This is a genomic window from Paraburkholderia strydomiana (assembly GCF_046030495.1).
Classification (GTDB): Bacteria; Pseudomonadota; Gammaproteobacteria; order Burkholderiales; family Burkholderiaceae; genus Paraburkholderia; species Paraburkholderia strydomiana_A.
The window spans coordinates 251,135-278,028 of record NZ_JAQQCJ010000006.1; the positions used below are offsets into that span (position 1 = coordinate 251,135).

The 26,894-nt window shown below is 64.4% G+C and carries 24 protein-coding genes; 15 read left to right on the forward strand and 9 right to left on the reverse strand.

Translation table 11 applies throughout. From position 1 onward, the window contains the following. Positions 1 to 41: 41 nt before the first annotated feature. The 7 genes from phnG to PQQ53_RS11095 all read left to right on the forward strand — a co-directional run bounded on the left by phnG (position 42) and on the right by PQQ53_RS11095 (position 6,047). Positions 42 to 539, forward strand: a complete 498-nt coding sequence (phnG, locus tag PQQ53_RS11065) for a phosphonate C-P lyase system protein PhnG (RefSeq protein WP_408324088.1) — start codon at positions 42 to 44, stop codon at positions 537 to 539. Beyond that, on the forward strand, positions 539 to 1,150 hold the full coding sequence (phnH, locus tag PQQ53_RS11070; RefSeq protein WP_408324119.1) for a phosphonate C-P lyase system protein PhnH: 612 nt from the start codon (positions 539 to 541) through the stop codon (positions 1,148 to 1,150). The genes phnG and phnH overlap by 1 nt, the downstream gene beginning before the upstream one ends. Next, the gene (locus PQQ53_RS11075; RefSeq protein ID WP_408324089.1) at positions 1,150 to 2,325 is read left to right on the forward strand and encodes a carbon-phosphorus lyase complex subunit; all 1,176 of its coding nucleotides are present in this window, start codon (positions 1,150 to 1,152) and stop codon (positions 2,323 to 2,325) included. Before phnH ends, PQQ53_RS11075 begins: the two co-directional genes overlap by 1 nt. Further along, positions 2,322 to 3,245: an alpha-D-ribose 1-methylphosphonate 5-phosphate C-P-lyase PhnJ gene (locus PQQ53_RS11080; RefSeq protein ID WP_408324091.1), complete on the forward strand. Its 924-nt coding sequence runs from the start codon at positions 2,322 to 2,324 to the stop codon at positions 3,243 to 3,245. The genes PQQ53_RS11075 and PQQ53_RS11080 overlap by 4 nt, the downstream gene beginning before the upstream one ends. Further along, positions 3,242 to 4,018 (forward strand): phosphonate C-P lyase system protein PhnK, encoded by a 777-nt coding sequence (gene phnK / locus PQQ53_RS11085; RefSeq protein WP_408324093.1) that lies wholly within the window; start codon positions 3,242 to 3,244, stop codon positions 4,016 to 4,018. Before PQQ53_RS11080 ends, phnK begins: the two co-directional genes overlap by 4 nt. 8 nt (positions 4,019 to 4,026) lie before the next feature. Continuing rightward, positions 4,027 to 4,803 (forward strand): phosphonate C-P lyase system protein PhnL, encoded by a 777-nt coding sequence (phnL, locus tag PQQ53_RS11090; RefSeq protein ID WP_408153168.1) that lies wholly within the window; start codon positions 4,027 to 4,029, stop codon positions 4,801 to 4,803. Between the two features lie 110 nt (positions 4,804 to 4,913). Then, positions 4,914 to 6,047 (forward strand): alpha-D-ribose 1-methylphosphonate 5-triphosphate diphosphatase, encoded by a 1,134-nt coding sequence (locus PQQ53_RS11095; RefSeq protein WP_408142819.1) that lies wholly within the window; start codon positions 4,914 to 4,916, stop codon positions 6,045 to 6,047. An 83-nt stretch (positions 6,048 to 6,130) separates the two neighbouring features. On the opposite strand, the gene PQQ53_RS11100 is transcribed toward PQQ53_RS11095, so the two are convergent. From PQQ53_RS11100 to manD, 5 genes are all read right to left on the reverse strand, one after another. Further along, entirely contained in the window at positions 6,131 to 6,964 is an 834-nt protein-coding gene (locus PQQ53_RS11100; RefSeq protein ID WP_408324094.1) for a GntR family transcriptional regulator, read from the reverse strand. A 130-nt stretch (positions 6,965 to 7,094) separates the two neighbouring features. Beyond that, positions 7,095 to 8,387, reverse strand: a complete 1,293-nt coding sequence (locus PQQ53_RS11105; RefSeq protein ID WP_408324095.1) for an MFS transporter — start codon at positions 8,385 to 8,387, stop codon at positions 7,095 to 7,097. 260 nt (positions 8,388 to 8,647) lie between these two features. Next, a complete protein-coding gene (locus PQQ53_RS11110; RefSeq protein ID WP_408142825.1) occupies positions 8,648 to 9,694 on the reverse strand; it encodes an L-idonate 5-dehydrogenase in 1,047 nt (348 codons plus the stop codon). 31 nt (positions 9,695 to 9,725) lie between these two features. Continuing rightward, entirely contained in the window at positions 9,726 to 11,132 is a 1,407-nt protein-coding gene (locus tag PQQ53_RS11115; RefSeq protein ID WP_408324097.1) for an MFS transporter, read from the reverse strand. Positions 11,133 to 11,194: 62 nt separating this feature from the next. Beyond that, on the reverse strand, positions 11,195 to 12,403 hold the full coding sequence (gene manD / locus PQQ53_RS11120; protein WP_408324099.1) for a D-mannonate dehydratase ManD: 1,209 nt from the start codon (positions 12,401 to 12,403) through the stop codon (positions 11,195 to 11,197). Between the two features lie 261 nt (positions 12,404 to 12,664). On the opposite strand from manD, the gene PQQ53_RS11125 reads away from it, so the two are divergent. Further along, positions 12,665 to 14,164, forward strand: coding sequence for a mannitol dehydrogenase family protein (locus PQQ53_RS11125; protein WP_408324101.1), 1,500 nt, complete (start codon positions 12,665 to 12,667; stop codon positions 14,162 to 14,164). Between the two features lie 70 nt (positions 14,165 to 14,234). On the opposite strand, the gene PQQ53_RS11130 is transcribed toward PQQ53_RS11125, so the two are convergent. Both PQQ53_RS11130 and PQQ53_RS11135 read right to left on the reverse strand, forming a co-directional pair. Beyond that, entirely contained in the window at positions 14,235 to 16,067 is a 1,833-nt protein-coding gene (locus PQQ53_RS11130) for a diguanylate cyclase domain-containing protein (protein WP_408324102.1), read from the reverse strand. Beyond that, entirely contained in the window at positions 16,067 to 17,221 is a 1,155-nt protein-coding gene (locus PQQ53_RS11135) for an extracellular solute-binding protein (protein ID WP_408324103.1), read from the reverse strand. The genes PQQ53_RS11130 and PQQ53_RS11135 overlap by 1 nt, the downstream gene beginning before the upstream one ends. A gap of 510 nt (positions 17,222 to 17,731) precedes the next feature. On the opposite strand from PQQ53_RS11135, the gene PQQ53_RS11140 reads away from it, so the two are divergent. From PQQ53_RS11140 to PQQ53_RS11150, 3 genes are all read left to right on the forward strand, one after another. Further along, the gene (locus PQQ53_RS11140; RefSeq protein ID WP_408153175.1) at positions 17,732 to 17,962 is read left to right on the forward strand and encodes a hypothetical protein; all 231 of its coding nucleotides are present in this window, start codon (positions 17,732 to 17,734) and stop codon (positions 17,960 to 17,962) included. Positions 17,963 to 18,372: 410 nt separating this feature from the next. Further along, positions 18,373 to 19,155: an ABC transporter substrate-binding protein gene (locus tag PQQ53_RS11145; protein WP_408142837.1), complete on the forward strand. Its 783-nt coding sequence runs from the start codon at positions 18,373 to 18,375 to the stop codon at positions 19,153 to 19,155. 247 nt (positions 19,156 to 19,402) lie between these two features. Continuing rightward, a complete protein-coding gene (locus tag PQQ53_RS11150; protein WP_408142839.1) occupies positions 19,403 to 20,518 on the forward strand; it encodes a succinylglutamate desuccinylase/aspartoacylase family protein in 1,116 nt (371 codons plus the stop codon). 153 nt (positions 20,519 to 20,671) lie between these two features. On the opposite strand, the gene PQQ53_RS11155 is transcribed toward PQQ53_RS11150, so the two are convergent. Continuing rightward, positions 20,672 to 21,478 (reverse strand): MetQ/NlpA family ABC transporter substrate-binding protein, encoded by an 807-nt coding sequence (locus tag PQQ53_RS11155; RefSeq protein WP_408142841.1) that lies wholly within the window; start codon positions 21,476 to 21,478, stop codon positions 20,672 to 20,674. A gap of 44 nt (positions 21,479 to 21,522) precedes the next feature. Here PQQ53_RS11155 and PQQ53_RS11160 point away from each other — a divergent pair, with 44 nt between their 5' ends. Together PQQ53_RS11160 and PQQ53_RS11165 are read left to right on the forward strand one after the other, a co-directional pair. Then, positions 21,523 to 21,774: a hypothetical protein gene (locus PQQ53_RS11160; RefSeq protein ID WP_408142843.1), complete on the forward strand. Its 252-nt coding sequence runs from the start codon at positions 21,523 to 21,525 to the stop codon at positions 21,772 to 21,774. 19 nt (positions 21,775 to 21,793) lie between these two features. Beyond that, positions 21,794 to 22,972: a porin gene (locus tag PQQ53_RS11165; RefSeq protein WP_408142845.1), complete on the forward strand. Its 1,179-nt coding sequence runs from the start codon at positions 21,794 to 21,796 to the stop codon at positions 22,970 to 22,972. 137 nt (positions 22,973 to 23,109) lie between these two features. On the opposite strand, the gene PQQ53_RS11170 is transcribed toward PQQ53_RS11165, so the two are convergent. Continuing rightward, entirely contained in the window at positions 23,110 to 24,015 is a 906-nt protein-coding gene (locus tag PQQ53_RS11170) for a LysR family transcriptional regulator (RefSeq protein ID WP_408324121.1), read from the reverse strand. Positions 24,016 to 24,161: 146 nt separating this feature from the next. Between PQQ53_RS11170 and PQQ53_RS11175 the strand changes: the two genes are divergently transcribed. Together PQQ53_RS11175 and PQQ53_RS11180 are read left to right on the forward strand one after the other, a co-directional pair. Further along, entirely contained in the window at positions 24,162 to 25,598 is a 1,437-nt protein-coding gene (locus PQQ53_RS11175) for a M20 family metallopeptidase (protein ID WP_408142847.1), read from the forward strand. Then, positions 25,595 to 26,887, forward strand: coding sequence for an MFS transporter (locus PQQ53_RS11180; RefSeq protein ID WP_408142849.1), 1,293 nt, complete (start codon positions 25,595 to 25,597; stop codon positions 26,885 to 26,887). Before PQQ53_RS11175 ends, PQQ53_RS11180 begins: the two co-directional genes overlap by 4 nt. Positions 26,888 to 26,894 lie beyond the last annotated feature (7 nt).

The following is a 26,894-nucleotide window of genomic DNA, read 5'->3' on the forward strand; positions in this document are numbered from 1 at the left end:
AGATGGTCAAATGTCCATTTGCTTGCTCAACAGGAAATCCGATGAGCGCTACTTCCGCGTCGCCTGCGTCTGCTCCTGCGTCGTCCGAGCGGCGCGCATGGATGGCTGTACTGGCCCGCACGCCGCGCGCCGATCTCGAAGCCGCCATGGAGCGCGCGCTGCACGGCCTGCCCACTCCCGCTTACGACTGGCTGCGGCCGCCCGAAATCGGGCTTGCGATGGTGCGCGGGCGCGTCGGCGGCAGCGGCGATCCGTTCAATCTCGGCGAAGCCACCGTGACACGCGCAACCTTGCGCCTGCGCGTACCGGATGATGCACTCGCAACAGTCGGCGTCGCATGTCACCTGGGCCGTGACCGCCGCCGCGCGGAACTCGCCGCGCTGGCAGACGCGCTGCTGCAAATGCCCGAGCATCACGCGGCATTGCATCGGCAACTGGTCGAACCGTTTGCCGCGCAACAGGCCGCGCGCCGCGCCGAACGGCAACGCAACGCCGCGGCCACGCGCGTCGAGTTTTTCACGATGGTGCGGGGCGAATGATGGAAAACGCGCAGATTGCCTTGTCCACATTGACGCCGGGCTTCGCGGACCCCGTCCACGATACGCAGGCGGTGTTCCGCACGCTGCTCGATGCATTGTCGCGGCCGGGCACGATCGGCGAGGTCGGCAACGTGCTGCCCGACGTGCGGGCCACGCGTGCTGAACTCGCCGCGTTCGCCGCGCTGCTCTCGCTATGCGACTACGCGACGCCCGTGTGGCTCGCGCAGCCGGACGCCGCGCTCGGCTCGGCGCTGCGTTTTCACACCGGCGCGCCGCTTGTCGGCGAACCCGGCGCCGCCGCGTTCGCGTATGTTCATGATGCAAGTGCATTGCCACCGCTCGAGCGCTTTATGCTCGGCACCGCGGAATCGCCCGAGCAGGCGGTGACGCTGCTGATTCGCGTCGAAGCACTCACAGGCGGCATTTCGGTCGTCCTCAGCGGACCTGGCATTCTGGATACCGAAACGATTGCACCGGTCGGTCTGCCGGAGCACTTCTGGCGCGAGCGCGCCGCGCTCGCGCCGCTGTTTCCGTGCGGTATCGACTGCTATCTCGTCAGCGGCACTCGCCTGATCGGCTTGCCGCGCACAACTCAAGCGAAGGTGAACTGATGTACGTTGCCGTCAAAGGTGGCGAGCGCGCAATCGAAGCGTCGTGGCGTCTGCTCGATCAGGCGCGCCGCGGCGATACGCGACTCGCCGAACTCGGCGTCGCGCAGATTCGCGAGCAATTGCGCCTCGCCGTCGCGCGCGTGATGATCGAAGGCTCGGTGTTCGACGAGGAGCTCGCCGCGCTGGCGATCAAGCAAGCAGCCGGCGATCTGGTCGAAGCGATCTTCCTGCTGCGCGCGTATCGCACCACGCTGCCGCGTTTCGGCTACACGCAGCCGATCGACACCGAAGCGATGCAGGTCGAGCGCCGCATTTCGGCGACCTTCAAGGACGTTCCCGGTGGTCAGTTGCTCGGCGCGACTTACGATTACACTCAGCGTCTGCTCGATTTCGCGTTGCTTGCCGAAGGCGAGGCCGAAGAAGCGGGCACAAGCGCACGCAATGACAACGGCACAGCCGAAGCATATGGCGGGTCGCTCGCAAGCGCGGCGGCGGCAACAAACGCCATGCCGCGCGTCGTTACCTTGCTCGACACCGAAGGCCTGATCGAACAGGAACGCCCCACGCCGAGCGCGCCGCCCCCCGGCGATCTTTCGCGCGAACCGCTCGCCTTTCCCGCCAGCCGCGCGACGCGCCTGCAGAATCTGGCGCGCGGCGACGAAGGCTTTCTGCTCGCGATGGGTTACGCGACGCAACGCGGCTACGCGCACTCGCATCCGTTCGCGGGCGAGATCCGCGTCGGCACGATTGCCGTCGAGATGGAACTCGACGAGCTGGGCGAAGCGGTCGACATCGGCGACATCGACATCACCGAATGCCAGATGATCAACCAGTTCGCCGGCAGTGGCACCGTGCCGCCCACCTTCACGCAGGGCTACGGTCTCGCGTTCGGCCACTCGGAGCGCAAGGCAATGGCGATGGCGCTGGTCGATCGCGCGTTGCGCGCCGAGGAACTCGGCGAAGCGGTCGCGTCGCCGACCCAGGACATCGAATTCATGCTATCGCACAGCGATAACGTCGAAGCGTCGGGCTTCGTTCAGCATTTGAAGCTGCCCCACTACGTCGACTTTCAGTCCGAACTCGAACTCGTACGACGCTTGCGGGCACAGCATGGTGCGCAGACGCGGAATCAAAGCGAGCAACAATGCAGCGATCAAGCGGAGCAGGCAGCATGAACGCGCCCGGCGCATCTCCAACCCCCGCCTCGTACGACAGCGCCGCGCACGGCTACAACTTCGCCTACCTCGACGAGCAGACCAAGCGCATGCTGCGCCGCGCGTTGCTCAAGGCCGTGGCGGTGCCGGGCTGCCAGGTGCCGTTCGCGTCGCGGGAAATGCCGTTGCCGTTCGGCTGGGGCACCGGCGGAATTCAGGTCACCGCGGCGATCATCGGTAAGCAGGACACGCTGAAGGTCATCGATCAGGGCTCCGACGAAACCACCAACGCGGTCAACATCCGCCGTTTCTTCGCGCGCACCACGGGCGTCGCGACCACGCGCCGCACCGCCGAAGCGACGATCATCCAGACACGTCACCGGATTCCCGAAACGCCGCTGACGGACAGGCAGATTCTGGTGTACCAGGTGCCGATGCCCGAGCCGTTATATCGGCTGGAACCGCGCGTCGCCGAATGCAGGAAGCTGCATGCGCTCGCCGACTACGGTCTGATCAGCGTGAAGCTCTACGAGGACATCGTCCATCACGGCAGCATCGCCACCACGTACGACTATCCGGTGATCGTCAACCACCGCTATCTGAGTTCGCCGTCGCCGATCCCGAAGTTCGACAACCCGAAGATGCACATGAACCCCGCGCTGCAACTGTTCGGCGCCGGCCGCGAACGGCGCATTCACGCGATTCCGCCCTACACATCCGTACGCAGCCTCGACTTCGACGATCATCCGTTCGACGTGCAGAAGTGGCAGCACGCGTGTGCGCTGTGCGGATCGACCGAGAGCTTCCTCGATGAAATGATCGTCGACGACGCGGGCAAACGCATGTTCGTCTGCTCCGATAGCGACTACTGCCACGAACGCCGTGGCGATGCGGACCAGGCTCCGGCGCAGCCCAACGCACGCGACGGAGAATCCGCATGACGCCACAGCCGCTATTGAGCGCTCGCCATTTGACCAGGCAATACGGCGGCCGCAACGGTTGCAGGAACGTCAGCTTCGATCTGTATCCGGGCGAAGTGCTGTGCATCGTCGGCGAATCGGGCTCGGGCAAGACCACGCTGCTCAATACGCTCGCGCTGAAAACCACGGCCGACAGCGGCTCGCTCCACTACACCGCCACGCAGGGCGAGCGGCTCGATCTGCTCGCGCTGTCCGAGCCGCGCCGGCGCCTGCTGATGCGCACCGAGTGGGGCTTCGTGCAGCAGAATCCGCGTGACGGACTGCGCAGCGGCGTCTCCGCCGGCGCGAATATCGGCGAGCCGTTGATGGCGGTCGGTGCGCGCCACTATGGCGAGATCCGTCACGCGGCCACGCAGTGGATGGAACGCGTCGAACTCGACGCTTCGCGCATCGACGAATTTCCCAGCGCGTTTTCCGGCGGCATGCAGCAGCGCCTGCAGATTGCGCGCAATCTCGTGACCGGTCCGCGGCTCGTCTTCATGGACGAACCCACCGCCGGGCTCGACGTATCGGTGCAGGCGCGTCTGCTCGATCTGCTGCGCACGCTGACGTCCACGCTGCACCTGTCGGTGCTGATCGTCACGCACGATATCGGCGTCGCGCGTTTGCTCGCGCATCGGCTGATGGTCATGCAGGGGGGCGAAGTCGTCGAGTCGGGTCTGACCGATCAGGTGCTCGACGATCCGCAGCATCCCTATACGCAAACGCTGGTTTCCTCGGTTCTGCCGGTTTGAGGCTCACGATGCAATCCATTGAAGCAGGCAGTCGCACAGTTCATGAAGCAGGCGCGGCCGGGCGTGCGTTCTCCTGCAACACGGCATTGATGCTGCGCGCGGCCGGCGTCGGCAAGACCTTCACGCTGCATGGCCAGGGCGGCGTGCGGATCGACGCGCTCGCGGACGTTTCGCTGGAAGTCGAACGCGGCGAATGCGTGGTGCTGGTCGGGCCGTCGGGCGCGGGCAAGAGCACGCTGCTGCGCTGTCTGTACGGCAACTATCTCGCCAGCACGGGGTCGATCGAGATACGCGACACAGCGGATCATGGCCAACCCGTGTCGATCACCGGTGCCGAACCGCGCGACGTGCTGCGCCTGCGCCGCGATGTGGTCGGCTACGTGAGCCAGTTTCTGCGCGTCATCCCGCGCGTGCCGACGCTCACGCTGGTCGCCGAACCGCTGCTCTCGCGCGGCGTGGCCGAAGACGAAGCCCGCGCGCGCGCCGCCGCGCTGCTCGCAAGGCTCAACGTGCCGCAGCGGCTGTGGACGCTCGCGCCCGCCACCTTCTCCGGCGGCGAGCAGCAGCGTGTGAACATCGCGCGAGGATTGATCGCCGGGCATCCGCTGCTGCTGCTCGACGAACCCACTGCCTCGCTCGACGCGGAGAACCGCGACGTGGTCGCCGGGCTGATTGTCGAAGCGCGCGAGCGCGGTGCGGCGATCGTCGGTATCTTTCATGACGAAGAGACGCGCAGCAAGGTCGCAACGCGCCGGCTCGCCTTGCAGCCGCCACGGCGTCACTGAACGATTGATCGACCGCCGCGAAACGGCACTAGAATGGACCGGCGAACGGCGATGAGAGACTACCCCCATATGGCAACAACACCCAGGCTCGATAAGAACGGAGCAAGTCGATGTTGATCAGGAACGCTCGCATCGTGACGCGAGACGAAGCATTCACCGGCGTGGTGCGCGTCGAGGACGGCGTGATCCGCGAGATCGCACGCGGCACGACCGCGGCGCGCGAAGCTGAAGACTGGGACGGCGATTATCTGCTGCCCGGTCTGATCGAGTTGCATACGGACAATCTCGAGAAACACCTCGCGCCGCGTCCTGGCGTGCAATGGAATACCGACGCCGCGTTCGTGATCCACGACGCGCAGGTGGCGGCCGCGGGCATCACCACCGTGTTCGACGCGCTCGCGATCGGCTCGCGCTCGAACGTCGGGCTGCGTGGCCGCGATGTGCAAACGCAATGCGCCGATTCCCTGCTGCGCTTTTCAGCGCGCAAACTGCTGCGCGCCGAGCACTTTCTGCATCTGCGCTGCGAGATCGCCACCGCCGACGTGGTCGAGGTGTTCGATTCGCTGTGCACGCATCCGCTGTTGCGGCTCGCATCGGTGATGGATCACACGCCCGGTCAGCGTCAATGGCACGATCGCGAGCAATGGCGCCGCTTCCAGGAGCGCGACGGCAAGCTGAGCGACGAACATGTCGCGGCCGCGCTGGCCGAACTGTCGGTCGAACAGGAACGTTATGCCGATGCGCACCGCCGCGAGATCGTCGCGCGTTGCCAGCGGCTCGGCATTCCGGTGGCGAGCCACGACGACACGCTGATCGAGCACGTCGAACAGGCAAAGGCCGAAGGCATCGTGCTCGCCGAATTCCCGACCACCCGCATTGCCGCCGAAGCCGCACGCGCGCACGGCATCTCGACCATCATGGGCGCGCCGAATATCGTGCGCGGCGGCTCGCATTCGGGCAACGTGTCGGCGCTCGAACTCGCGAAGGCGAACCTTCTCGACATCCTTTCGTCAGATTACGTGCCGTCGAGCCTGCTGACCGCAGTGTTCGACCTCGTCGACAAAGCCGGCTGGACGCTGCCGCGCGCAATGGCGACGGTCTCCGCCGAACCGGCCCGCACCGCCGGTCTGCACGATCGCGGCGCGATCGAAACGGGTTTGCGCGCGGACTTCGTGCGCGTGACGATGCTCGACACGCTGCCGGTGCCGCGCGCGACTTATCGCAGCGGGACTCGGATCGTTTGATGGGGTGAATGGAAAGCACGCGGCGCAACGCTAGCCGCCCGCAAGCGCCACATACCGGATGCGCGCTTGCGTCGCGTCGTGCCTCACGTCGACAACGGCACGCGCTCCGGCTCGTCCGCTTCGAACCACGCGGGGTTACGTTCGGCGATCGGGCCGAGCGACATCAGAATCTCACGCAGATGGCTGCGCATCGCGTCTTCGGCGGCGCTCGGGTCGTGTGCGCGCAAGCCGGCCAGAATCCTGGCGTGCTGTTTGATCAGCAGATCGAGCGGCGACACATCGGGCAGGCTCAGATAGCGTACCCGGTCCATTTGCGCCTTGATGTCCTGAATCGTTTCCCACGCAGCCGTGCAGTCGATCGCCTGGGCAATCCCGTAATGAAACGCCTCGTCGAGCGCGAGAAACGCGGCAGTATCGTTCGACTTCGCCGCCAGCTTCTGTTCGCGCAGATTATCCGCGAGCGCCTGCAATTGCTCGTCGGTGATCGACACCGCCGCCTTGCGCACCACCGCGGTTTCGATCGCTTCGCGAATGAAGCGCCCTTCGCGTACCTGGCGCGGCGAAATCCGCTTCACGAACGTGCCGCGCTGCGGCAACACCTGCAATACGCCGGCTTCGACCAGTTTGATGAACGCCTCCCGCACGGGCTGCCGCGACACCTGAAACATGTCGGACACTTCCTTCTCCGAGAGCGGTGTGCCCGGCACCATCTGTCCGACGAAAATCGCCTCGCGCAAGGCGCGGAAAATCTGCTTGCCGATCGGCTCATGCGAATCGAACGAAACGTTCGCGGTCAGATCGGGCAGTTGAGCAGGTGTCCCGGCTTGCGCGCTCGCGCGGCGCCGCGTGCGGCGCGCGACGAGCGCCGTATCGGCGGAGAGAGACGATTCGTTGGTGAGGAGGTTCTTGGTCGGCATCGGGCAGAGCAACGGGTAACAGCGAATCGATCGCGGAAAGAGCACGGGTGTCAGGCACCGCGAGACACCCGCGAGGTACGCGCGCGACGGCAGGCAAGCCTCGCCACGCGTGACACCATACCGCACCATACTACCATGCACGTTTCATCGCCAATGTGCTCTCCCGCGGCTCGCGAATCCACACCAGCGAGCACACCGCGCCGAGCACAGCGACCGCGCCGGCCAGCACGAAGGCGCTGCCGTAGGCACCATGCGTCGCCTCGACGATAAAGCCGGTCACCGCCGGCCCGATGACCCCGGCCAGATTCGCCAGCAGATGCACGAAGCCGCCCACGCCGCCGACGTGTTCGCGCGGCACGGTATCCTGAATCACCGCCCAATACACTGCGCCCGTCACGTACAGGAAGAAGATCGACACCGACATCAGCGCGACCGCGCCCTGTGTGCTGGCCACACGGCCGGCCAATGCGACACACACCGCCGCCGCGCCGAGACAGGTGCCGAGCACGATCTTGCGCGACAGCAGCGGTTTGCCGGTCAGCCGCAGGATCAGGTCGGAGATGAAGCCGCCGGCCGCGAGCCCGATGCTGCCGAGCAGCCATGGAATCACCGTCGCGAAACTCATGTCGCGCAGGCTCAGGTGATGCGCCTCGGTCAGATAGGTCGGAAACCACGACAGGAAGAAAAACAGCACGTAGTTGTATGAGAAGAACGCGAAGGCGGTCGCGAGAATGATCGGCTTGCGCAGGAAGTGGCCGAGGCCGAGCTTGCCGCCATCGGCCGAATGCGAGATTGCATGCTCGTCCGCCTGGCCCGCGCGGATCAGGTCCAGTTCGTGAGGCGTGACGCGCGCATTCTCGTGCGGATGTTCGGTCGTCGTGATCGACCACAACACGAGCCATGCAAGCCCGAACAACATGATCGCGACGAAGGCCCAGCGCCAGCCGAACCGCACCGCCATGAAGCCGACCACCGGCCCGGCCAGCGCACCGCCGAGCGGCGTGCCCGAACTGATGACGCCGATCGCGCTCGCCACTTCCTTGCGCGGAAACCAGTTGTTGACCATCTTGCTGTTGGACGAACTGAACGGGCCCTCGCCCATGCCGAACAACACGCGCAGCACGATCAGCGAGCCGATGCCGCTCGCCAGCGCGGTCGCGCCGCAGAACACCGACCACACGCCCATCGCGGTGCCGAACACGCGCTTCGCGCCAACCTTGTCCGACAGCACGCCGCCGACAAAGTTGAATAGCGCATAGCCGATAAAAAAGCTGCTGAACACCATGCCCATTTGCGCATGCGAGAAGTTCAGGTCTTTCTGGATCAGCGGCGCGGTGATCGACAGCGCCGCGCGATCCAGATAGTTGATCACGCCCGCCAGGAACAGCAGCGCGACGACAAACCAGCGTTGACTCTTGATCATCAGGTGTCTCCAATGTCGACGTGAGTTAGCGCTTTAGCGCTTACTCACGTCCCATGCAAAGCTGTCGGCTGGAGTTAGCGCTTTAGCGCTTAGTCCAGCCCCATGCAAGGCTGTCGGCTGGAGTTGGCGCTTTAGCGCTTAATCCAGCTCCATCCTCGATGGATGCTCGATCCGCCTCTTCGCGGGCGTTCAGACCAGCTTGTCAGTTCGATTCGCCGCATAGGACCCAGCGCGTGCGACGCCCTATCAAGCGGCGCGGCTCAGTCGAAATTCAGATGGACCTTCATCGACTGCGAGCGGTCCAGCGCCACTTCGAACGCGCGGTTCGCGTCGCTCATCGCGAACGCGTGCGTCATCAGCGGGCGCAAGTCGAGTTTGCCGGCGGCGATCTCCTCGGCGGCAATTGCGTATTCAGTGGTAAAGCGGAACGAGCCTTGATAGCGGAGTTCCTTCGCCATCACCAGGTTTGCGGCCACCGGCGATTGACCGGCCGGCAGGTTGCCCACCTGAATCACCGTGCCGCCCGCGCGCGCCGAACGCAGCGCCGTGTCGAGACCCGCGGGACTGCCGGAGGCTTCGATGACGACGTCGAAGGTGCCGCGCTGCGCGGACCACTGATCGATCGTGGCGGTGTCGGCGGCGTTCACGGTCTGGTCCGCGCCGAGTTGCTGCGCGACCCGCAATGCCACGTCGGACAGATCCAGCGCCACCACGCGATGCGCGCCCGCGCGACGCGCGACACTCAGCAGAATGCAGCCGATCGGACCGCAGCCGATCAGCAGCACGCTCGCGCCCACCAGCGAGCCGGCCTGCTTCACCGCGTGCAGCGCGACGGCGAGCGGCTCGGCCATCGACGCCTGCGCGAAATCGACGCCATCCGGCACCGGCACGCATTGCCGCGCCGCCACGACGATGTACTGGCGGAACATGCCCTGCGTATGCGGAAAGGTCGACGCGCTGCCCATGAAGCGCATGTTCAAGCAATGATTCGGCATCCCGCCAACGCAAAAGCGGCATGTTCCACACGCGAGGCCCGGATTGACCGCGACGCGTTGACCCCGTGCGAGATGCAGGCCGCCGCTCACGCCTTCGCCGAGTGAATCGATTTCGCCGGCCACCTCGTGACCGAGCACGAATGGCTCCCGCACCACGAAGTCGCCGCTCTTACCTTTGAAGTAGTACGAAAGATCGGAACCGCAGATGCCGCCGGCGCGCACCCGCACGCGCACCTGGCCCGGGCCGGGCTCGGGCGGATCGACTTCGTCGATACGGATCAGTTTGGGTTCGTGAAGCACTGCTGCCAGCATGATGGACTCCAATAGGGTAAAGTTCGCGCGCTCAATGCTGCGCGGCGGAAGAAGACGGGGATGAAGACGCGAACACTTGCGCGGCGCCATGTGTGTCGGCTGAACCGGCGCCGCCCCAATCGTGAAGGTCGCCGTTGCGGCGCAGCGGCGCGGTTTCCGGCAACGCGAACAGCGACAAGGCCGACACGATGCCGAGCACGGCCACGTAGGCGATCAGCGCGAGCGAACTGCCGTGCGTGACCTGAATCAGCTTGACGGCGAGCAGCCCGAGCACGCCGCTGCCGAGCAGCGAGCCGATCTGCCAGATCAGCGCGATACCGCTGCAACGCACGCGCGCCGGGAACAGCTCGGGGAACAACGCCGCTTGCGGCGCATAGCAAAGACTGTGGCCGATGCTGATCGCGAGGATCATCACGAGCTGCACTGCGCCACGATTGCCACTGTCGATCGCGAAGAAGAACGGCACCACGAGCGCGATGTGCAGCAACGCGCCCGCCATAAACGTCGGACGGCGGCCGATGCGGTCGGACAACGCGCCCGCGAGCGGAATCGTCACGAGTTCGAGCGCCACCGCGACAATCACCGTTTGCAGCAACATGCTTTGCGCGATGCCGTGCGCTTTGCCATAGGCGAGCACGATCATCGTGTACATCGCGAACGTGCAGGCCTCGATCAGTTTCGCGCCGACGCCCTTGACGATGGTCGGGCCGAACTGCCGCACCACTTCCACGACCGGCCGCGACGCCACCGCCTTGGTGCGCTGGATGGTCGCGAAGATTGGCGACTCTTCGGTGCGCAGGCGGATATACAGGCCGAGCGCAACCAGCAGCGCGCTGGCAAGAAACGGAATGCGCCAGCCCCAGTCGAGCAGTTGCACGGGCGTCAGCGTGGCGGAGAGTAGCGCGAACAGGCCGGACGGAATCAGGAAGCCGGCAGGCGCGCCCAACTGCACGAGACTCGCGAAGAAGCCGCGCCGCGCGGGCGGTGCGTATTCCGCGGTGAGCAACACGGCGCCCGCCTGCTCGCCGCCCACACCGAAGCCTTGCAGCACGCGAATCAGGATCAGCGCGACTGGCGCCCAGATGCCGATCGACTGATAGTCCGGCAGCAAGCCGATCGCGAAGGTGCCAAGCCCCACGATCAGGATCGTGACGATCAACGCCTTCTTGCGGCCGACGCGGTCGCCGAAGTGGCCGAACACGATGCCGCCCAGAGGCCGCGCCAGGAAGCCGACCGCATAGGTGGCAAACGCGGCGAGCGTGCCGATCAGCGGGTCGGCGGCGGGGAAAAACTTCTGACCGAACACCAGCACGGCGGCCGTGCCGTAGACGAAGAAATCGTAGTACTCGGCGGCGGTGCCGATGGTCGACGCGAAGGCCACGCGGCGCAGCATGGCGCTGCTGGCCGGCGCGGCGCCTGTTGGGCGGGCTGGTTTCAAACGTGTCTCCATGATTTTTTCGTTAGTTAGTTAAGCGTATCGAATCGATCGGGCTCACCGGCTCACCAGTTCCACAGCGTGCCGTCTTCGAGACGCGCCACCGGCAGGTAGGCGGGGTCATACGGATAACGCGCGGCCGCCGCTTCGTCGATGTCGACGCCGTGGCCCGGCGCTTCGCCGGGATGCATCATGCCTTTGTCGAAGCGCCATGCATGCGGGAATACATCGAGCGCTTCCTCAGGAAAGCCCATGTATTCCTGCACCCCGAAGTTCGGCACCCACAGGTCGAAATGCAGCGCCGCGCCCATGCAGACCGGCGACAGATCCGACGGCCCGTGACAGCCGGTACGCACCTGGTACAACGAAGCGAAATCCGCGATGCGCCGCAAATGGGTGATGCCGCCCGCGTGCGTGAGAGTCGCGCGGATGTAGTCGATCAACTGCTCCTCGATCAGCTGCTTGCAATCCCAGATGCTATTGAAGACCTCGCCAACCGCGATCGGCGTGACCGTATGCTCGCGAATCAGCCGGAAACCGGCCTGGTTTTCCGCGGGCGTCGGATCTTCCATCCAGAACAGACGATACGGCTCGACCGATTTGCCGAGGCGCGCGGCTTCGATCGGTGTCAAACGGTGATGCACGTCATGCAGCAGATGCGTGTCGAAGCCGAACTTGTCGCGCACCGCTTCGAACAGCTTCGGCACGAAGTCGAGATACTTTTCCGACGACCAGCTCTGCTCTTCCACCGCGCCCTTGGTGGCCGGCTCGTACGTGCCGCTGCCTTTCGCCACGCCGTACACCGAGCGCATGTTCGGCACGCCACATTGAATGCGGATCGCCTGATAACCGGCCTCGATATGTTCGGCGTAACGGTCGAGCGCTTCGGGAATGTCGCGTCCGGTGGCATGCCCGTACACCATCACGCCTTCACGCGACGCGCCGCCGAGCAGCTTGTACAGCGGCATGCCCGTGACCTTGCCGAGGATGTCCCACAGCGCCATGTCCACCGCGGCGATCGCCGTCATCGTGACGGGACCGCGCCGCCAGTACGCCCCTTTGTAAAGGAACTGCCAGGTGTCTTCGATACGGCCGGGGTCGCGGCCGATCAGCAGCGGGCACACATGGTCCTTCAGATACGACGCGACCGCCAGTTCGCGGCCGTTCAGCGTTGCATCGCCGATGCCGTGCACGCCTTCGTCGGTGACGATTTTCAGCGTGACGAAATTGCGGCCCGGGCACGTGACGATCACGTCGGCGCGAACGATCTTCATGACTTCTTCCTTGCAAAGACGGTTGACGAGCCGCGCTCATGGCGTACAGACATGACGCGGATAGCTCGCGGTTTTCATGTTGCTTACGAACGATGGCGAGGACGCTGACCGAGTCGAAAAATCAGACTCACCGGGCTGTCCCAAGCCGTTTGAACGATGCTACCATACAAGTATAGCGAACCGTCAAATCAGGGTTTTCCCGCTGAACGGTGTCGTTCCGAAGCCGTCTTACGCCCAACCGAGCCACCTGGATTTCATTACATGAGTTCCGCCGCCCCACTGCTTTCCTTGCCGCGTCTGTCCCGCGACGCGCTGCCCGCACTGCCCGCGCATCTGCTGTCGCCACAATGGGACGAGCCGCGCATCGGTATCGTTCATCTCGGCATCGGCAACTTTCATCGCGCGCATCAGGCGCTGTATACGGAAGAAGCCATGCTCGCCGAAGGCGGCGATTGGGGTATTTGCGGCGTGACGCTGCAAGGCGACGTCGGCAAGCGCGACGCGTTGATGGAACAGCAGGGTCTCTACAGTCTGGTCGAACGCGGCCCGACGGGCGCGAAGGTCACTGTGATGCGCGCGCTGCGCGAAGTGCTCGCGATGCCCGTTGATCGGCGTGCGCTGTTCGCGCGCCTTGCGGAGCCGGCGGTGCGGATCGTCTCGCTGACCGTCACGGAAAAGGGTTATTGCCGCGATTCGAAAACCGGCGAGGTCGCGCTCGACGATCCCGCCATCGCGCACGATCTGGCCCACCCGCTCGCGCCGCGCACGGTGCCCGGCATACTCGTCGCGGCATTGCGCGCGCGGCGCGACGCCGCAAACGGCAAACCGTTCACGGTGCTGTCGTGCGATAACCTCGCGCATAACGGCGCCGCGCTGCGCCAGGTGGTTTGTTCGTTTGCCCGGCAACTCGATGCCGCGCTGGCCGACTGGATCGCCGCCGAAGTCGCGTTCCCGGCGACGATGGTCGACCGCATCGTACCCGCCACCACCGACGCCGAGCGCACGACCGCCGCCGAACAACTCGGCTATCGGGACGCTGCGCCCGTGCCTTGCGAGCCGTTCCGGCAATGGGTCATCGAAGATCGCTTTCCGCACGGACGTCCCGCGTGGGATGCGGTCGGCGCACAACTCGTCGACGACGTCACGCCGTTCGAGCTAGCCAAACTGCGCATGCTGAATGGCACGCATTCGACGCTGGCCTATCTGTCGATGCTCGGCGGCTTCGCCACCATCGACGCGGCGATCGCCTACCCCGCGATGCGCGCTTTCATCCTCGCGATGATGACGGAAGAAATCGCGCCGACGCTAAGTATGCCGGCATCGTTCGATCTCGCCGGCTATCGCGACGCTTTGCTGGAGCGTTACGCGAACCCGGCGCTGAAGCACCGCTGCGCGCAGATCGCGATGGACGGCAGCCAGAAATTGCCGCCGCGCCTGCTCGCGACGATCGCGGCGCGCATCGAAGCGGGCCAGCCATATCGACGGCTCGCGCTTGCGGTCGCGGCGTGGATGATGTTCCTGCGCGCTCAGGCGGACGACGGCACGCGTTACGAGATCAGTGATCCGCTCGCGGACAGATTGACGGCGCTCGCGGCGCCGGCGCATGGGGAGCCCCAGGCGTTGATGGACGCGCTACTCGCGGTACGGGAAGTGTTTTCGGCGGATCTCGCCGGTCATGGGGAATTCAGGGCGACGCTTTATCGCGCGCTGCGATTGCTGAAGGAAAACGGCGCACGGGGGGCAATCGCCGCGTTGCAGTGAAGCGTTGCATCGAGTCGCGGCGACGGCGTGAACCGGCAGGCGCTTCCGGGCATCACGCTTGTCAGCCGCCTCAAGCGGTCGGCTCGGACTCGCGCCCTTCGGTCGCGCCTTCGCTAGCCCGCGCTCGCGCGAGCGCGGTCCGCTCGACCTCCTCGGCCTGTTCGCGCCGGCGTGCTTCGAGCACATCCTGATAGCGCAGATACGCGCACCGTCCGCCGGATTTGGCCGCGTACATCGCCGCGTCGGCGTTGAGCAGCAGTTCCTCGGCGGTGCCGCTGTCGTCCGGAAACTGGCTGATGCCGATGCTCGCGCCCACCGTCATGCTGTGCCCGTCCATCAGCAGCGTTTCGTTCAGCGCGCTCATCATGCGCGCGGCGATGCCGGGCGCGGCCTGGGCGACACGCGGCCCTTCGATCAGCACGATGAACTCGTCGCCACCGAGCCGCGCCACCACGTCCGCGGCACAGAGTACCTGCTTCAGGCGCCGCGCGACGGCAACGAGCACCTTGTCGCCGACCGAGTGGCCGAACTGGTCGTTGATCTGCTTGAAACGGTCGAGATCGACGAATAGCACAGCAAGCCCCGCGTCGTGCAGCTTCGCCTCTTGGATCGCGCTTTCGAGCTTCTGCATGAACAGCATGCGATTCGGCAATCCGGTCAGCACGTCGTGCGTGGCGAGATGCACGAGCTCGCGCTGCTTAGCGTGCAGCGCATCCATTTGCGCCTTGATCTCGCGGCGCAGACGATCGAAGCAGCGCGCCAGCACGCCGATCTCGTCGGTGCGTTTGAGCGGCAGCGTGTTCATCGCGTGTTCGGCGAACAGGTGCGTCGCCGCGTGCGCGAGCAGTTGCAGAGGCTTGGTCACGGCGCGCGCGAACAGAATCGCCAGCAGCACCGCGAGGCCGCTGAAGATCAGCACCATGCGGATGATCTGATTGCCGAGCAGATGCGCGCCCGACAACACGTCGTCGAGCGGCTTGGCAAGGCCCAGCACCATGAAGCGGTTGCCCTCGGAACCGCCAAACGGCCTGCGCACGAACGCAAGCACCTGGCCTGCCGCCTGCCTCGGCCGTGCAAGGCCGTTCACCAGCACTTCGTTGTGCGCCTGCTCGAAGAGCGGCCGCGTCACCGGGAAGCTGTCCTGCATCAGCACGCGCCGCCCGCGATCGAAGCCGAACGTTTTCGACGCATCGGGATGAACCAGGAAGTCGCCCCACTCGTTGGCGAGATAGACCTGATAGTCGCTCGGCAAATCGCTCTGCAAGCGCCTGAGCATACCGGCCAGATCGATGTCGATCACGACCACGCCGACCACGTTGCCATTCGCGTCCGCGATCGGCGTGCCGAGCCGCAGCGTCGGCTTGCCCTCGGCGCCATGCGTGCCGTACTCGTGATTCACCGAAATCGGCGACGTGTAGATGCGCCCAGGTGCAAACGTCAGCGTCTCGAACACGTACGCGAACTGGCCTTTTTCCTGCAGCTTGCTGCCTTCCACACGCACGAGGCCGTCCGCGTCGCGATCGAAGCGGATCAGTTCCAGACCGTAATGCTGCCGCGTGATCAGCCGGATTTGCAGGTACTCCTGGTGATGCACCATGAAGCTTGAATACACCTGCGCGAGCCGCTCGCGTCCGGCATTCGCGCCGAGGCCGTCGTCGCTTTGCGCGACGCTCGCCGAGGATGGCATGGTCGCGAGCACCAGCGCGTCGGCGCCGACATCGTCGATCGACGCGGCAAAGCGCTGCCCCAGCAGTTCCGTCGACGTCAGCAGGCTGCGCTCGGCTTCGTTGACCAGCATCGTGCGATTCGCGTGATACGCGTAATAGCCGGTCGCACCGGACGCGAGCACGCCGATGCACGCAAGGAGCACCGATAGCTTGGAGGTCAAGCCGGGCCGCAGCATCAGAACCGCTCCGACCGGTCGCCGGACACGATGCGGGTCCACAGCTCCTCGCGCCGTTGAATGTCTTCCACCGGGCCGATCCAGACAATGTGCCCGGTGCCGCTGTTTTCCACGGGCGCCGTCAGCGTGTTGGCCAGGCCCTGGCGTTGCGTGAGCAGCGCGCTCACGTCCGGTTCGAGCATGTAGTTGATCCACGCGAGCGCGAGCGGCCGGTCGCTCGCCGCGCGCGTCATCGACCAGCAATCGAGCCACGCGAGCACGCCCTCGTCGGGAATCACGTAGCCGACGTCCGCGCCCGCGCGGCGCAGCAATTCGACCTGTTGCGTGCCGTAATTGCCGAACATCAACGCAACATTGTGGCGGATGAAGAACGCGGTCGCTTCTTCGGGCAGCGTGTAATAGGTCAACAGATTGCGGCGCAGATCGACGAGCTTATGGGCGATCGTGCGCATTTGCGCGGCGTCGAGCTGAAACGGATGCGGATAGCCGAGCGCCAGCGCCGTGAACGAGAAGTTGTGCTGGGCGCTGTTGAAATCGAGCACCTTGCCGCGGTACTGCGGATTCCATAACTCGCGCATCGAATGCGGCGCGACCGGAACCTGCTTGCGGTCGTAGATGAGTCCCATCGACGAATACGTGAACGGGATCGCGTAGACCTTGCCCGCCGAGGTCAGTCCTTCAATCGAGCCCACTGCCTGAAAACGCGGCAACTGTTTTTTTGTGTTCGGCAGGCTCGCCAGATCGAGCGACGCCAGCAGATTCGCCTGCGTATAGCGGCGGATTTCGGCGGTATTGGCGGCGAGCACGTCGAAAGGCGGGGCGTTTTTTGCGTGCATCTGGGCCCACAGCGCCTCGTCGGAGTCGACCAGCGTGACTTCGACCTTCGCCTCGTAGCGCTGCTCGAACGCCTTCACGACGTCGGCGTCGGCATAACCGGGCCATGCGAGCACGCGCAGCACTTTCTCCGCGGCGTGAGCGGGTGCGGGCAGCAAGAAGCCCGCACCGCACACCACGCCGAACACAACCGCCAACGCGCCGCGCAAAACGCCACGATGCAGTAAATGCGCGCGTGCCAAGGCAGAAGCGGCTGCAATTCGCCGTTGAAAGAACTGTTTAAAACAGCGCATTTCGCCCGCCATTAACATCATATGCATATACAACACCGTTTAGCAGAAGGCCGTTGGACGAGCGTAAAACCGCGCGGCATTTCATCCGCGACCCGTGCTCGGTGACTTTCTCCAGACAGATACGCCTGCCGCGCCGCTATCGACGATAAACGCAGGGAGCACCGATGATAGCGCCAAAGCAATATTTTTTTGCCGCTGAACGGGTCCGGTTTCGAAAAAGAGCGTATCAGAGGCAAGGCGGACAATCCGCTTATTAACGTTTAACGACAATTCAGTCCGCAATCTTTAACACGGCACCCAACGATTTAAAGATTCGGGCGATGACGGCAATAATTCGTCATGCGTCGTGGTAAATAGCCTCGTCTGAATTCGCCAATACGGCGCATCGGATAACGCCGGCGGTGCCACATCTAAAGAAGCGCAGTACCGATGCCGATAACGATGACTTGTCCCAATCCGCCGCCGGCGGTTGCCGGCGATGTGCGGTCGCCGCGCGGGCGCCGGCCGGGTAGCCGATGAGCCGAACAGAAACAGACGATGCGCGTGAGAAAAACCGAGTGGATGGGCGTGGCCGTCGTGGCCGGATCGATAGCCTGCTTCGGCGGCTGGCTGCAAAGCGAAATGACCCGCGCGGCGCTGGCGCGCATGCAGCGCGACACGCCGGATGCGCACGGCGCCTGCGCGGGCATGAGCGCGCGGGAAACTGAAATGAGGGGCAAGGGTGAACTGTGGTGCGGCACGATCGGGGCGGGACCAGGGGACGCATGAGGAAAGACGTGGAGGGATTGGGTTTGCAGGCGGGATGACGGGAGCGGCGACGATTACGGTACGGCCCGCACTAGCAGCGCCAGCCGGACCTATAATTAGCCAACTTCAATTAGCCAACTTCATTACTACGTCATTACATAGCAACCCAACCGGGGGAAAACCCCAAATCACACCCACAGCAATCCCGCACGCGCACCCTATCCCCACCACATTCACGCTTTAGAAGCTATCCTCTCGCGCCATCCGGTGTTTTACTGACTACCCAATCTTTTTGAACTGATAAGCTTGGCGCGCGCTGCTGACCGCCCCGGCCGGCAGCTTCACCCCAAGCCCGCCGTAAGTCACGACGGGTGTCCCGCAGCGCTACAACCGCACGCGGGAGCATTCGAACTACACCGAGGAGTTAAATAGTGAAAAAACTGCTAGCGGCTTTGACGGTTGCTCTGCTTGCCACCGTCTCGATTGGCGCACACGCTAAAGATTGGTCCACGATCCGTTTTGGCGTTGATGCCAGCTACCCCCCGTTCGAGTCCAAGGGCTCGGATGGCAAGCTCGTTGGCTTCGATATCGACCTCGGCAATGAAATCTGCAAGCGCCTGGATGCCAAGTGCGTGTGGGTCGAAAACGACTTCGACGGCATGATTCCCGCGCTGAAGGCGAAGAAGTTCGACGGCGTGCTGTCGTCGATGTCGATGACGCCGCAACGCGCCGAACAGGTCGCGTTCTCGTCGAAGCTGTTCAACACGCCGACGCGTCTGGTCGCGAAGAAGGGTTCGGGCATCCTGCCGACGGCCGAGTCGCTCAAGGGCAAGTCGATCGGCGTCGAACAGGGCACGATCCAGGAAACCTACGCGAAGACGTACTGGGAACCGAAGGGCGCGAAGGTCGTGCCGTATCAGAACCAGGATCAGGTCTATGCCGACCTGCTTTCGGGCCGTCTGGATGCAGCATTGCAAGACGCGGTGCAGGCTGAAATCGGCTTCCTGAAGACGCCGCGCGGCGCGGGCTTCGACTTCGTCGGCAAGGACCTCGTGGACGCGAAGATCCTCGGCAACGGCGCGGGCATCGGCATGCGCAAGGAAGACACCGATCTGAAGGTGAAGGTCGACAAGGCGATCGCCGACATCATCAAGGACGGTACGTACAAGAAGCTCGAGAAGAAGTATTTCGACTTCGACGTGTACGGCGGCTAAATCAGCAGCTGAGTCCGCCACGCGCGTCCGATGACGCGCTGGCCGGCTGGCAGAAAAGGGCTCCGCACAGCGGAGCCCTTTTCGTTTGCGCCGCCGCATAAAACCACATCACGCGTCATATCGGCTAAGATCGTGCGGTCGCGGCGCCGCAAAGCGGCCCGCCCTGGCCCCGCCACGAATCACGCTTTCATACTGTAATCAACGACATAGCGCAGCGCGCCCAATTGGGCCGCGGCTTTCGGAAACCATGCAAACCCAAACCCATCCGCTGATTGCGCCCACGCTCGGCACCGCCCGCAACCTGACGAGTTTCCACTACGGTCCCGGCGGCGGGCAGAAGATTTACATCCAGTCCTCGCTGCACGCCGACGAATTGCCCGGCATGCTGGTGTCCTGGGAACTGCGCCGCAAGCTGGCCGCGCTCGACGCCGCCGGCAAGCTGCGCGGCGAAGTCGTGGTCGTGCCGGTGGCCAATCCGATCGGTCTGAACCAGCACTTTCTCGGCCACCTGACCGGACGTTTCGAAACCAACACCGCGCAGAACTTCAACCGCAATTTCCATGATCTGTCGGCGCTGGTGCAGCCGGTCATCGAGTCGCGTCTGACCGACGACATCGACGCGAACCGCACGGCGATCCGTGCGGCGATGCGCGAAGCACTCGACGCGCAGGAGCCGACCACCGAACTCGCGTCGCAACGTCTCGCGCTGCAAAAGCTCTCGTACGACGCGGACGTGGTGCTCGATCTGCATTGCGACTGGGAAGCCGCGATGCACCTGTACACGAACCCGGACCTGTGGGCGGAAGTCGAGCCGCTCGCGTGCTATCTCGACGCGAAGGCGTCGCTGCTCGCGCTCAACTCGGTGGGCAACCCGTTCGACGAAATCCACAGCTTCTGCTGGTCGGATCTGCGCGGCCGTTACGGCGAGCGCTTCCCGATTCCGAACGGCTCGATCTCGGTCACCGTCGAACTGCGCGGTCAGCGCGAGGTGTCGTACGAGTACGCTGAAAAAGACGCGCAGGCGATCATCGAATACCTGACCTCGCGTGGCGTGATCGACGGCAAGGCCGCTCCGCTGCCGCCGCTCGAATTCGCCGCCACGCCGCTGGCGGGCGCCGAGCCGCTCGTCGCGCCGCAAAGCGGCGTGCTGGTGTATCGCTGCGAAGTCGGCACGTGGGTGGACGTCGGCCATGAAATCGCGGATATCGTCGACCCGCTGACGGACCGCGTGGTCACGGTGAAGAGCAGCGTGGCCGGCGTGCTGTACGCGCGGCACAGCACACGTTTTGCGACGGCCGGGCTGGAATTCGCGCGGATTGCCGGCTCGAAGGCATTCCGCAGCGGTTCGCTGTTGAGCAATTGAGCGTCATTGCGACGCGGCCGGTGTTGCACTAGCCGCTAGCCGCTCGCCACTAGTGGCTGCGCCTTTCGGTCTCTGTCCGAACGCCAGGCAACAAAGCAGATCGCCCGCTGAAATAGCGGGCGATCTGCGTTAACGCACCGTGTCAGGTGCCGCTCAGAAAGCCGGAATGATCGCGCCTTTGAACTGCGTGTCGATGTACTTGCGCACCTCGTCGGACTCGTACGCCGCGACCAGCTTCTTCACCCACGGCTGATTGCGATCCTGCACGCGCACCGCGATGAGATTCGCGTACGGACCTTTGATGTCCTCGATGGCGATCGCGTCTTTGGTCGGCTGCAGGCCGGCTTTGACCGCGTAGTCGGTATTGATCGACGCCGCATCCAGATCGTCGAGCGCGCGCGGCAATTGCGCGGCGTCGAGTTCGACCAGCTTGAGCTTCTTCGGATTCTCGACCACGTCGAGCGGCGTCGCGTTCACGCCGTTCGTGCCGACGCCCGGCTTGAGCCTGATCGCGCCGTACTTCTGCAACAGCAGCAGTGCGCGGTTGCCGTTGGACGGATCGTTCTGAATACCGACCTTCGCGCCTTCCGGCAAATCCTTCAGCGACTTGAATTTCTTCGAATAGAAGCCCATCGGCGACACATAGGTCAAGCCGACGTTGACGATCTTATAGCCGCGCTGCCTGATCTGACTGTCGAGAAACGGCTGATGCTGAAAACCATTGGCGTCGAGATCGCCCGCGTCGAGCGCCGCGTTCGGCTGCACGTAGTCGTTGAACTCGATGACCTTGAGGTTCAACCCGTCGCGCGCCGCCACCTTGGTGACGACCGACCATATCTGCGCATCGGGGCCACTCATCGTGCCGACCGTGATGCGTTTGTCGTCCGCGTGAGCGAACGCTGCCGTGAGCGAAAACGCGGCGACGGCGAGCAGATTCTGGATGAGTGTCCGGCGTTGCATGCTATTTCCCGTAATCGATTGAGGTGAATTTAACAAAAGACTGAATGAAGCCGCATCGTCACACGCCGTCGCGGCGCTGGAAAACCAATCGTTTTTCACACGCTTATATCCGCGCTTCGAGCAAAGCTTATACAGGCACTGCCTTGCGCGATTTCACCTTGCAAAGCCACGCCTTTGTCGCGCCAACACGACAGATAAAAAAAATAACCGCACTGTCACATACCTTACTCAGCGTTCCCTTAAATTTCGGGCCATCGCATGATCTGACCGAAGAGCCGGGCATCGCGATCGCCTAATTTTTAACCGGAGAAAGTCTTGAACAAGAAAGTATTGACCGCCGCTACGCTCGCCGTCTTCGCTACCGCCGCTCACGCGCAAAGCAGCGTCACACTGTACGGGTTGATCGACGCAGGTATCAGCTATGTGAACAACTCGAAGTCGGCCACCGGCAGCGACAAGCTCTTCAAGTACGACGACGGCGTGGCGCAAGGCAGCCGTTGGGGCCTGCGCGGCACGGAAGATCTCGGGGGCGGCCTGAAGGCGCTGTTCGTGTTGGAAAGCGGCTTTAACAGCGGCAACGGCACGCTCGGCCAGGGCGGCGCGATGTTCGGCCGTCAGGCTTACGTCGGTCTGTCGCAGAACAACGTCGGCTCGCTGACGTTCGGTCGCCAGTACTCGTTTTCCACCGACTACCTCGGCGGCAACTACTCGACCGGCGGCCTGACCGTCGCGGGTAACTACGCTTACCACATCAACGACGTCGACCAGTTGACGTCGAGCCGTATCAACAACTCGGTCAAGTTCAGCAGCGCGAACTTCTCGGGCCTGACGTTCGGCGCGATGTACGGCTTCTCGAACCAGGCTGGCGGCTTCGCCGGCTCGCCTGCTACGGGCACGACCGCTGCAACGGTTGCAGGTTCGTCGCGCGCTTACAGCTTCGGCGCGAACTACGCCAACGGCCCGTTCGGTCTGGGCGTCGCGTACACGGACATCCGTTACCCGGGTCAGGCATCGCCGGCCTTCTCGACCTCGCTGGCTAACGTGACGTTCCCGACGCTCGGCAACGGTCAGATCCAGGATCTGCGCACCTTCGGCGCTGGCGGCCGTTACGCTATCGGCGCAGCGACGCTGTGGGCGTTGTATACGAACACGCGCCTCGCACCGATCTCCGGTGAATCGACCACGTTCGCCGCGTACGAAGCAGGCGCGAAGTACGCGTTCACGCCGGCTATCACGGCAGGCGCCGGCTACACGTACATGCATCTGAGCGGCGCGAACACGGGTCACTGGAACCAGGTGAACCTGAGCGCCGACTACGCGCTCTCCAAGCGCACGGACGTGTACGCACTGGGTATCTATCAGATCGCGTCGGGCCATAACGGCACGCAGGATCTGCAAGCGCAGATCGGTTCGAGCACGAGCTACTTCAGCACGTCGGGCACGGGCGCGGACAACCAGCTGGCATTCCGCGTCGGCATCCGTCACAAGTTCTAAGCGGGTCCTGGACGGCGGGGAGCGCATGCGTTCCTGCCGTGCGGATTCGGAGCTTCTGGAAAACGCCCTGCGGGGCGTTTTTCTTTTTGCGGCATAGGCCGTCGCCCACGAAGCGGGCTCGCACGGCGCTCACCTGCTCAATCCAGAAGCGCGGGATTGTCGATCGCCCCCGTCAACAGCTCGACAAACGCCTGCACCACGCGCGGCAGCACGCGCCCGGCCATCGTCTGAATCTGCAGCGAGCGCTGGTGCAGTTCAGGATTACTGATCGGTATCGCGACGAGCCCATCCACTTCCAGCCGGCTGCGCACGGTCAGAAAACCCGTCACCGTGACGGCATCCGTTTGCAGCACGAAACTTTGCAGCGCCGCATGATAGTTGCTGACGAACACCGGATCGAACACGAGGCCTTCCAGGCTGCACGAAATGTCGAATAGCTGACGGATCGTCACGCCCTGGTTGTCGATTGCGAGCGGCCACGGCAGCAGGTCCGCTAGCGAAACGGCGTCGCGCGCCGCGAGCGGATGATCACGCCGCACCAGCGCGAAAATCGGCGCACGCTGCGCGTACACCACGTTGATGTCCGGCTCCGGCGCAATGCTGAAACACACCGCGATATCGGTAGTGCCGTCGCGCACGCGCTGCGTCGCCACCGATGGCGCCGACACTTCGAGTTGAAAATGCGTGGCCGGGTGCGTCTTCAGAAAACGCGCGAAAACCTGCGGCAGAAAATGCGGCGCGACGCCCTCCGAACTCGCGATGCGAATCGTCGCGCGGCCGCCGTTGCTCAGTCCACGAATTTCCTCGGTGACGCGCTCCGCGTCGAGCAGGCTACGCCGCGCGTGCTCGGCGAGCAGACGCCCGGCGTCGCTCAACACCATGCCGCGCGGCCGCCGCTCGAATAGCGCCGTGCCGACGTCCTCCTCCAGCTTTGCGATCTGTCTGCTGAGCGCCGACACGGCGACGTACAAACGCCCCGACGCCTTGCTCAGCGAACCGCTGCGCGCCACTTCGAGAAAGTAGCGCAGCGCGGTGTTGTCCAACTGGCTCATGGTTTTTCCGCTTTGCCGTTTCGGCAACGATATCTGCCAAATATTGTAATTGTCCACAAATATCGTCCACCCCAAGATCGCGACATCGCTTCGAATCCAGCGCTCGCGCTCGCGGCGCGCCCCACCGGAGAACAACGTTGACCCGTGACTCGGCTATTCAACATGCGACGGAGCAGTACGATTCCGGCCGCTTTCTCGATGACCTCCAGCGCCGCGTCGCTTTCCGCACGGAGAGCCAGGAAGCCGACAGCGGCGAGCGCCTGCGCGCCTATCTGAGCGATGAAATCACGCCGACGCTGACGCAATGGGGCTTCACCTGCCGCATCGCCGAGAATCCGGTGGCGGGCGCGGGGCCGTTTCTGATCGCCCACCGGCATGAAGACGACGCGCTGCCGACCGTGCTGTCGTACGGCCACGGCGACGTGGTGCGCGGCTACGACGCGCAGTGGCGCGAAGGCCTCGCGCCGTGGCGCGTCACCGTCGACGGCGAGCGCTGGTACGGGCGCGGCACGGCGGACAACAAAGGCCAGCACAGCATCAACCTGGCCGCCCTGAAAGCGGTGCTCGATACGCGCGACGGCAAGCTCGGCTTCAACCTGAAGCTGCTGTTCGAAACCGGCGAGGAAGTCGGTTCGCCGGGACTTCACGAACTCTGCGCGCAACTGCGCGACGAACTGGCCGCCGACGTGCTGATCGCATCCGACGGCCCGCGTCTGACCGCACAGCATCCCACCGTCTTTCTCGGCTCGCGCGGCCTCGTGAACTTCCGGCTCGACGTGAAGCTGCGCGACGGCGGCCATCACTCCGGCAACTGGGGCGGCCTGCTGCGCAACCCGGGCGTGGTGCTCGCCAATGCAATCGCGTCGATGGTCGACGCCAACGGCCGGGTGATGGTCGAAGGTCTGCGCCCGCCGCCGATGCCCGACGCGGTGCGCCGTGCGCTGGCCGGGCTCCAGGTGGGCGGCAATCCGGGCGAGCCCGCTGTGGATGCGGACTACGGCGAACCCGGCCTCACGCCGGCCGAGCGCGTGTTCGGCTGGAACAGTCTCGAAGTGCTCGCGTTTCGCACCGGTAATCCGGAGAAGCCGGTCAACGCGATTCCGCCGCACGCGTTCGCGCACCTGCAGATCCGTTTCGTAGTCGGCACCGACTGGCTGAATCTCGAACAGATCGTGCGCCGCCATCTCGACGAGCACGGCTTCGGCATGGTCGACATCGATGTCGAGCGCGGCGTGCCCGCGACCCGCGTCGATCCCGACAACCCATGGGTACAGTGGGCGTTGCGCTCGCTGCAGCAAACCACCGGCAAGCAGCCGGTACTGCTGCCGAACCTCGGCGGCACGCTGCCCAACGACGTGTTCGCCGACGTGCTCGGCATGCCGACGCTGTGGGTGCCGCACTCGTACCCCGGTTGCTCGCAGCACGCGCCGGACGAGCATCTGCTCGCTCCGGTGGTGCGCGAAGGATTGCGCATCATGTCGGGCCTCTTCTGGGACCTCGGCGTGCGCGATGCCGATGCCCCCAACAGCGCAGCCGCGCTTCCCACGCAACGCCGCCAGGGAGTCCCGTCATGAGCATCGATTCCGCCACAGTCGACGGCACGATCGCCGAACCCAAAGCGCGCTCGGGCGTATCGCGCCTGATCCTCGCGACGTCGATCGGCAATGCGCTCGAGTTCTACGATCTGATCGTGTACGGCTACTTCGCCACCACGTTGTCGCGGACCTTCTTTCCGGTCCACGACAAAACGGTGTCGCTGCTGCTCACGCTCGGCACCTTCGCGCTCTCTTATCTGGCGCGGCCGATCGGCGCGCTCGCGCTCGGCTCGTTCAGCGACCGCAAAGGCCGCAAGGCGTCGCTCACGCTGTCGATCGGGTTGATGACGCTCGGCACCGGCATGGTCGCGCTGATGCCCTCGTATGCCGCAATCGGCCTGCTCGCGCCGATCGGCATTTTTGCTTCACGGCTATTGCAGGGCTTTTCGGCCGGCGGCGAGTTCGGCAGTTCGACGGCGTTTCTGATCGAGCATGCGCCGGCTCGCAAAGGCTTCATGGCAAGCTGGCAGTTCTCCAGCCAGGGCGCGAGCACACTGATCGCGTCCGCGTTCGGCGCGGTGCTGACCGGCGCACTCACGCAATCTCAACTCGACGACTGGGGCTGGCGTATTCCGTTCCTGTTCGGCATGCTGATCGGGCCGGTCGGGCTCTACATTCGCCGCCGGATCGACGAAACGCCGGAGTTCGAACGTGCGGAGAAATCCGCCTCGCCGGTGCGCGAATTGCTGGCAACGCAAAAGGAGCGCGTGCTGGTCTCGATCGGCTCGCTCGTGCTCACGACCACGGCCAACTACATGCTGTTATACATGCCGACGTATGCGGCCCGGCAACTCGGCCTCGCGCCGTCGTCCGGCTTCATCGCGACGCTGCTGGCCGGCTGCATCATGATGGTGTTGACGCCGATCGTCGGCCACTGGTCGGACAAGGTGGGCCGCATCCGCATCATGCTGGGCGCAGGCGTGCTGTTCTTCCTGACGGTCTATCCGGCGTTCATGTTCATGAACGCGCATCCGTCGCTGGGGACGCTGCTCGCCGCCGTCGTATGGGTCGCGCTCCTGAAGGCCACCTACTTCGCGCCGATTCCCGCGTTGATGTCCGAACTCTTTCCGACCCGCACACGCACCACCGGCATGGCGCTCGGCTATAACATCGGCACGACCGTCTTCGGCGGCTTCACGCCGCTCGCCGTCGCGGCGCTGATCGCCGCGACCGGCAACAATCTCGCGCCCGGGCTCTATCTGATGCTCGCGGCCGTGATCAGTCTTTTCACTATCGTATGGGCCCGCGTTCGTCTGAATGCGCGTTGAACCGACA

Excerpts from the sequence above, each read along its gene's own strand:
- phnG (WP_408324088.1), top strand. The coding sequence starts at position 42 with ATGAGCGCTACTTCCGCGTCGCCTGCGTCTGCTCCTGCGTCGTCCGAG.
- phnH (WP_408324119.1), top strand. The coding sequence starts at position 539 with ATGGAAAACGCGCAGATTGCCTTGTCCACATTGACGCCGGGCTTCGCG.
- PQQ53_RS11075 (WP_408324089.1), top strand. The coding sequence starts at position 1,150 with ATGTACGTTGCCGTCAAAGGTGGCGAGCGCGCAATCGAAGCGTCGTGG.
- PQQ53_RS11080 (WP_408324091.1), top strand. The coding sequence starts at position 2,322 with ATGAACGCGCCCGGCGCATCTCCAACCCCCGCCTCGTACGACAGCGCC.
- phnK (WP_408324093.1), top strand. The coding sequence starts at position 3,242 with ATGACGCCACAGCCGCTATTGAGCGCTCGCCATTTGACCAGGCAATAC.
- phnL (WP_408153168.1), top strand. The coding sequence starts at position 4,027 with ATGCAATCCATTGAAGCAGGCAGTCGCACAGTTCATGAAGCAGGCGCG.
- PQQ53_RS11095 (WP_408142819.1), top strand. The coding sequence starts at position 4,914 with ATGTTGATCAGGAACGCTCGCATCGTGACGCGAGACGAAGCATTCACC.
- PQQ53_RS11100 (WP_408324094.1), bottom strand. The coding sequence starts at position 6,964 with ATGCCGACCAAGAACCTCCTCACCAACGAATCGTCTCTCTCCGCCGAT.
- PQQ53_RS11105 (WP_408324095.1), bottom strand. The coding sequence starts at position 8,387 with ATGATCAAGAGTCAACGCTGGTTTGTCGTCGCGCTGCTGTTCCTGGCG.
- PQQ53_RS11110 (WP_408142825.1), bottom strand. The coding sequence starts at position 9,694 with ATGCTGGCAGCAGTGCTTCACGAACCCAAACTGATCCGTATCGACGAA.
- manD (WP_408324099.1), bottom strand. The coding sequence starts at position 12,403 with ATGAAGATCGTTCGCGCCGACGTGATCGTCACGTGCCCGGGCCGCAAT.
- PQQ53_RS11125 (WP_408324101.1), top strand. The coding sequence starts at position 12,665 with ATGAGTTCCGCCGCCCCACTGCTTTCCTTGCCGCGTCTGTCCCGCGAC.
- PQQ53_RS11130 (WP_408324102.1), bottom strand. The coding sequence starts at position 16,067 with ATGCTGCGGCCCGGCTTGACCTCCAAGCTATCGGTGCTCCTTGCGTGC.
- PQQ53_RS11135 (WP_408324103.1), bottom strand. The coding sequence starts at position 17,221 with ATGCATATGATGTTAATGGCGGGCGAAATGCGCTGTTTTAAACAGTTC.
- PQQ53_RS11140 (WP_408153175.1), top strand. The coding sequence starts at position 17,732 with ATGCGCGTGAGAAAAACCGAGTGGATGGGCGTGGCCGTCGTGGCCGGA.
- PQQ53_RS11150 (WP_408142839.1), top strand. The coding sequence starts at position 19,403 with ATGCAAACCCAAACCCATCCGCTGATTGCGCCCACGCTCGGCACCGCC.
- PQQ53_RS11155 (WP_408142841.1), bottom strand. The coding sequence starts at position 21,478 with ATGCAACGCCGGACACTCATCCAGAATCTGCTCGCCGTCGCCGCGTTT.
- PQQ53_RS11160 (WP_408142843.1), top strand. The coding sequence starts at position 21,523 with ATGAAGCCGCATCGTCACACGCCGTCGCGGCGCTGGAAAACCAATCGT.
- PQQ53_RS11180 (WP_408142849.1), top strand. The coding sequence starts at position 25,595 with ATGAGCATCGATTCCGCCACAGTCGACGGCACGATCGCCGAACCCAAA.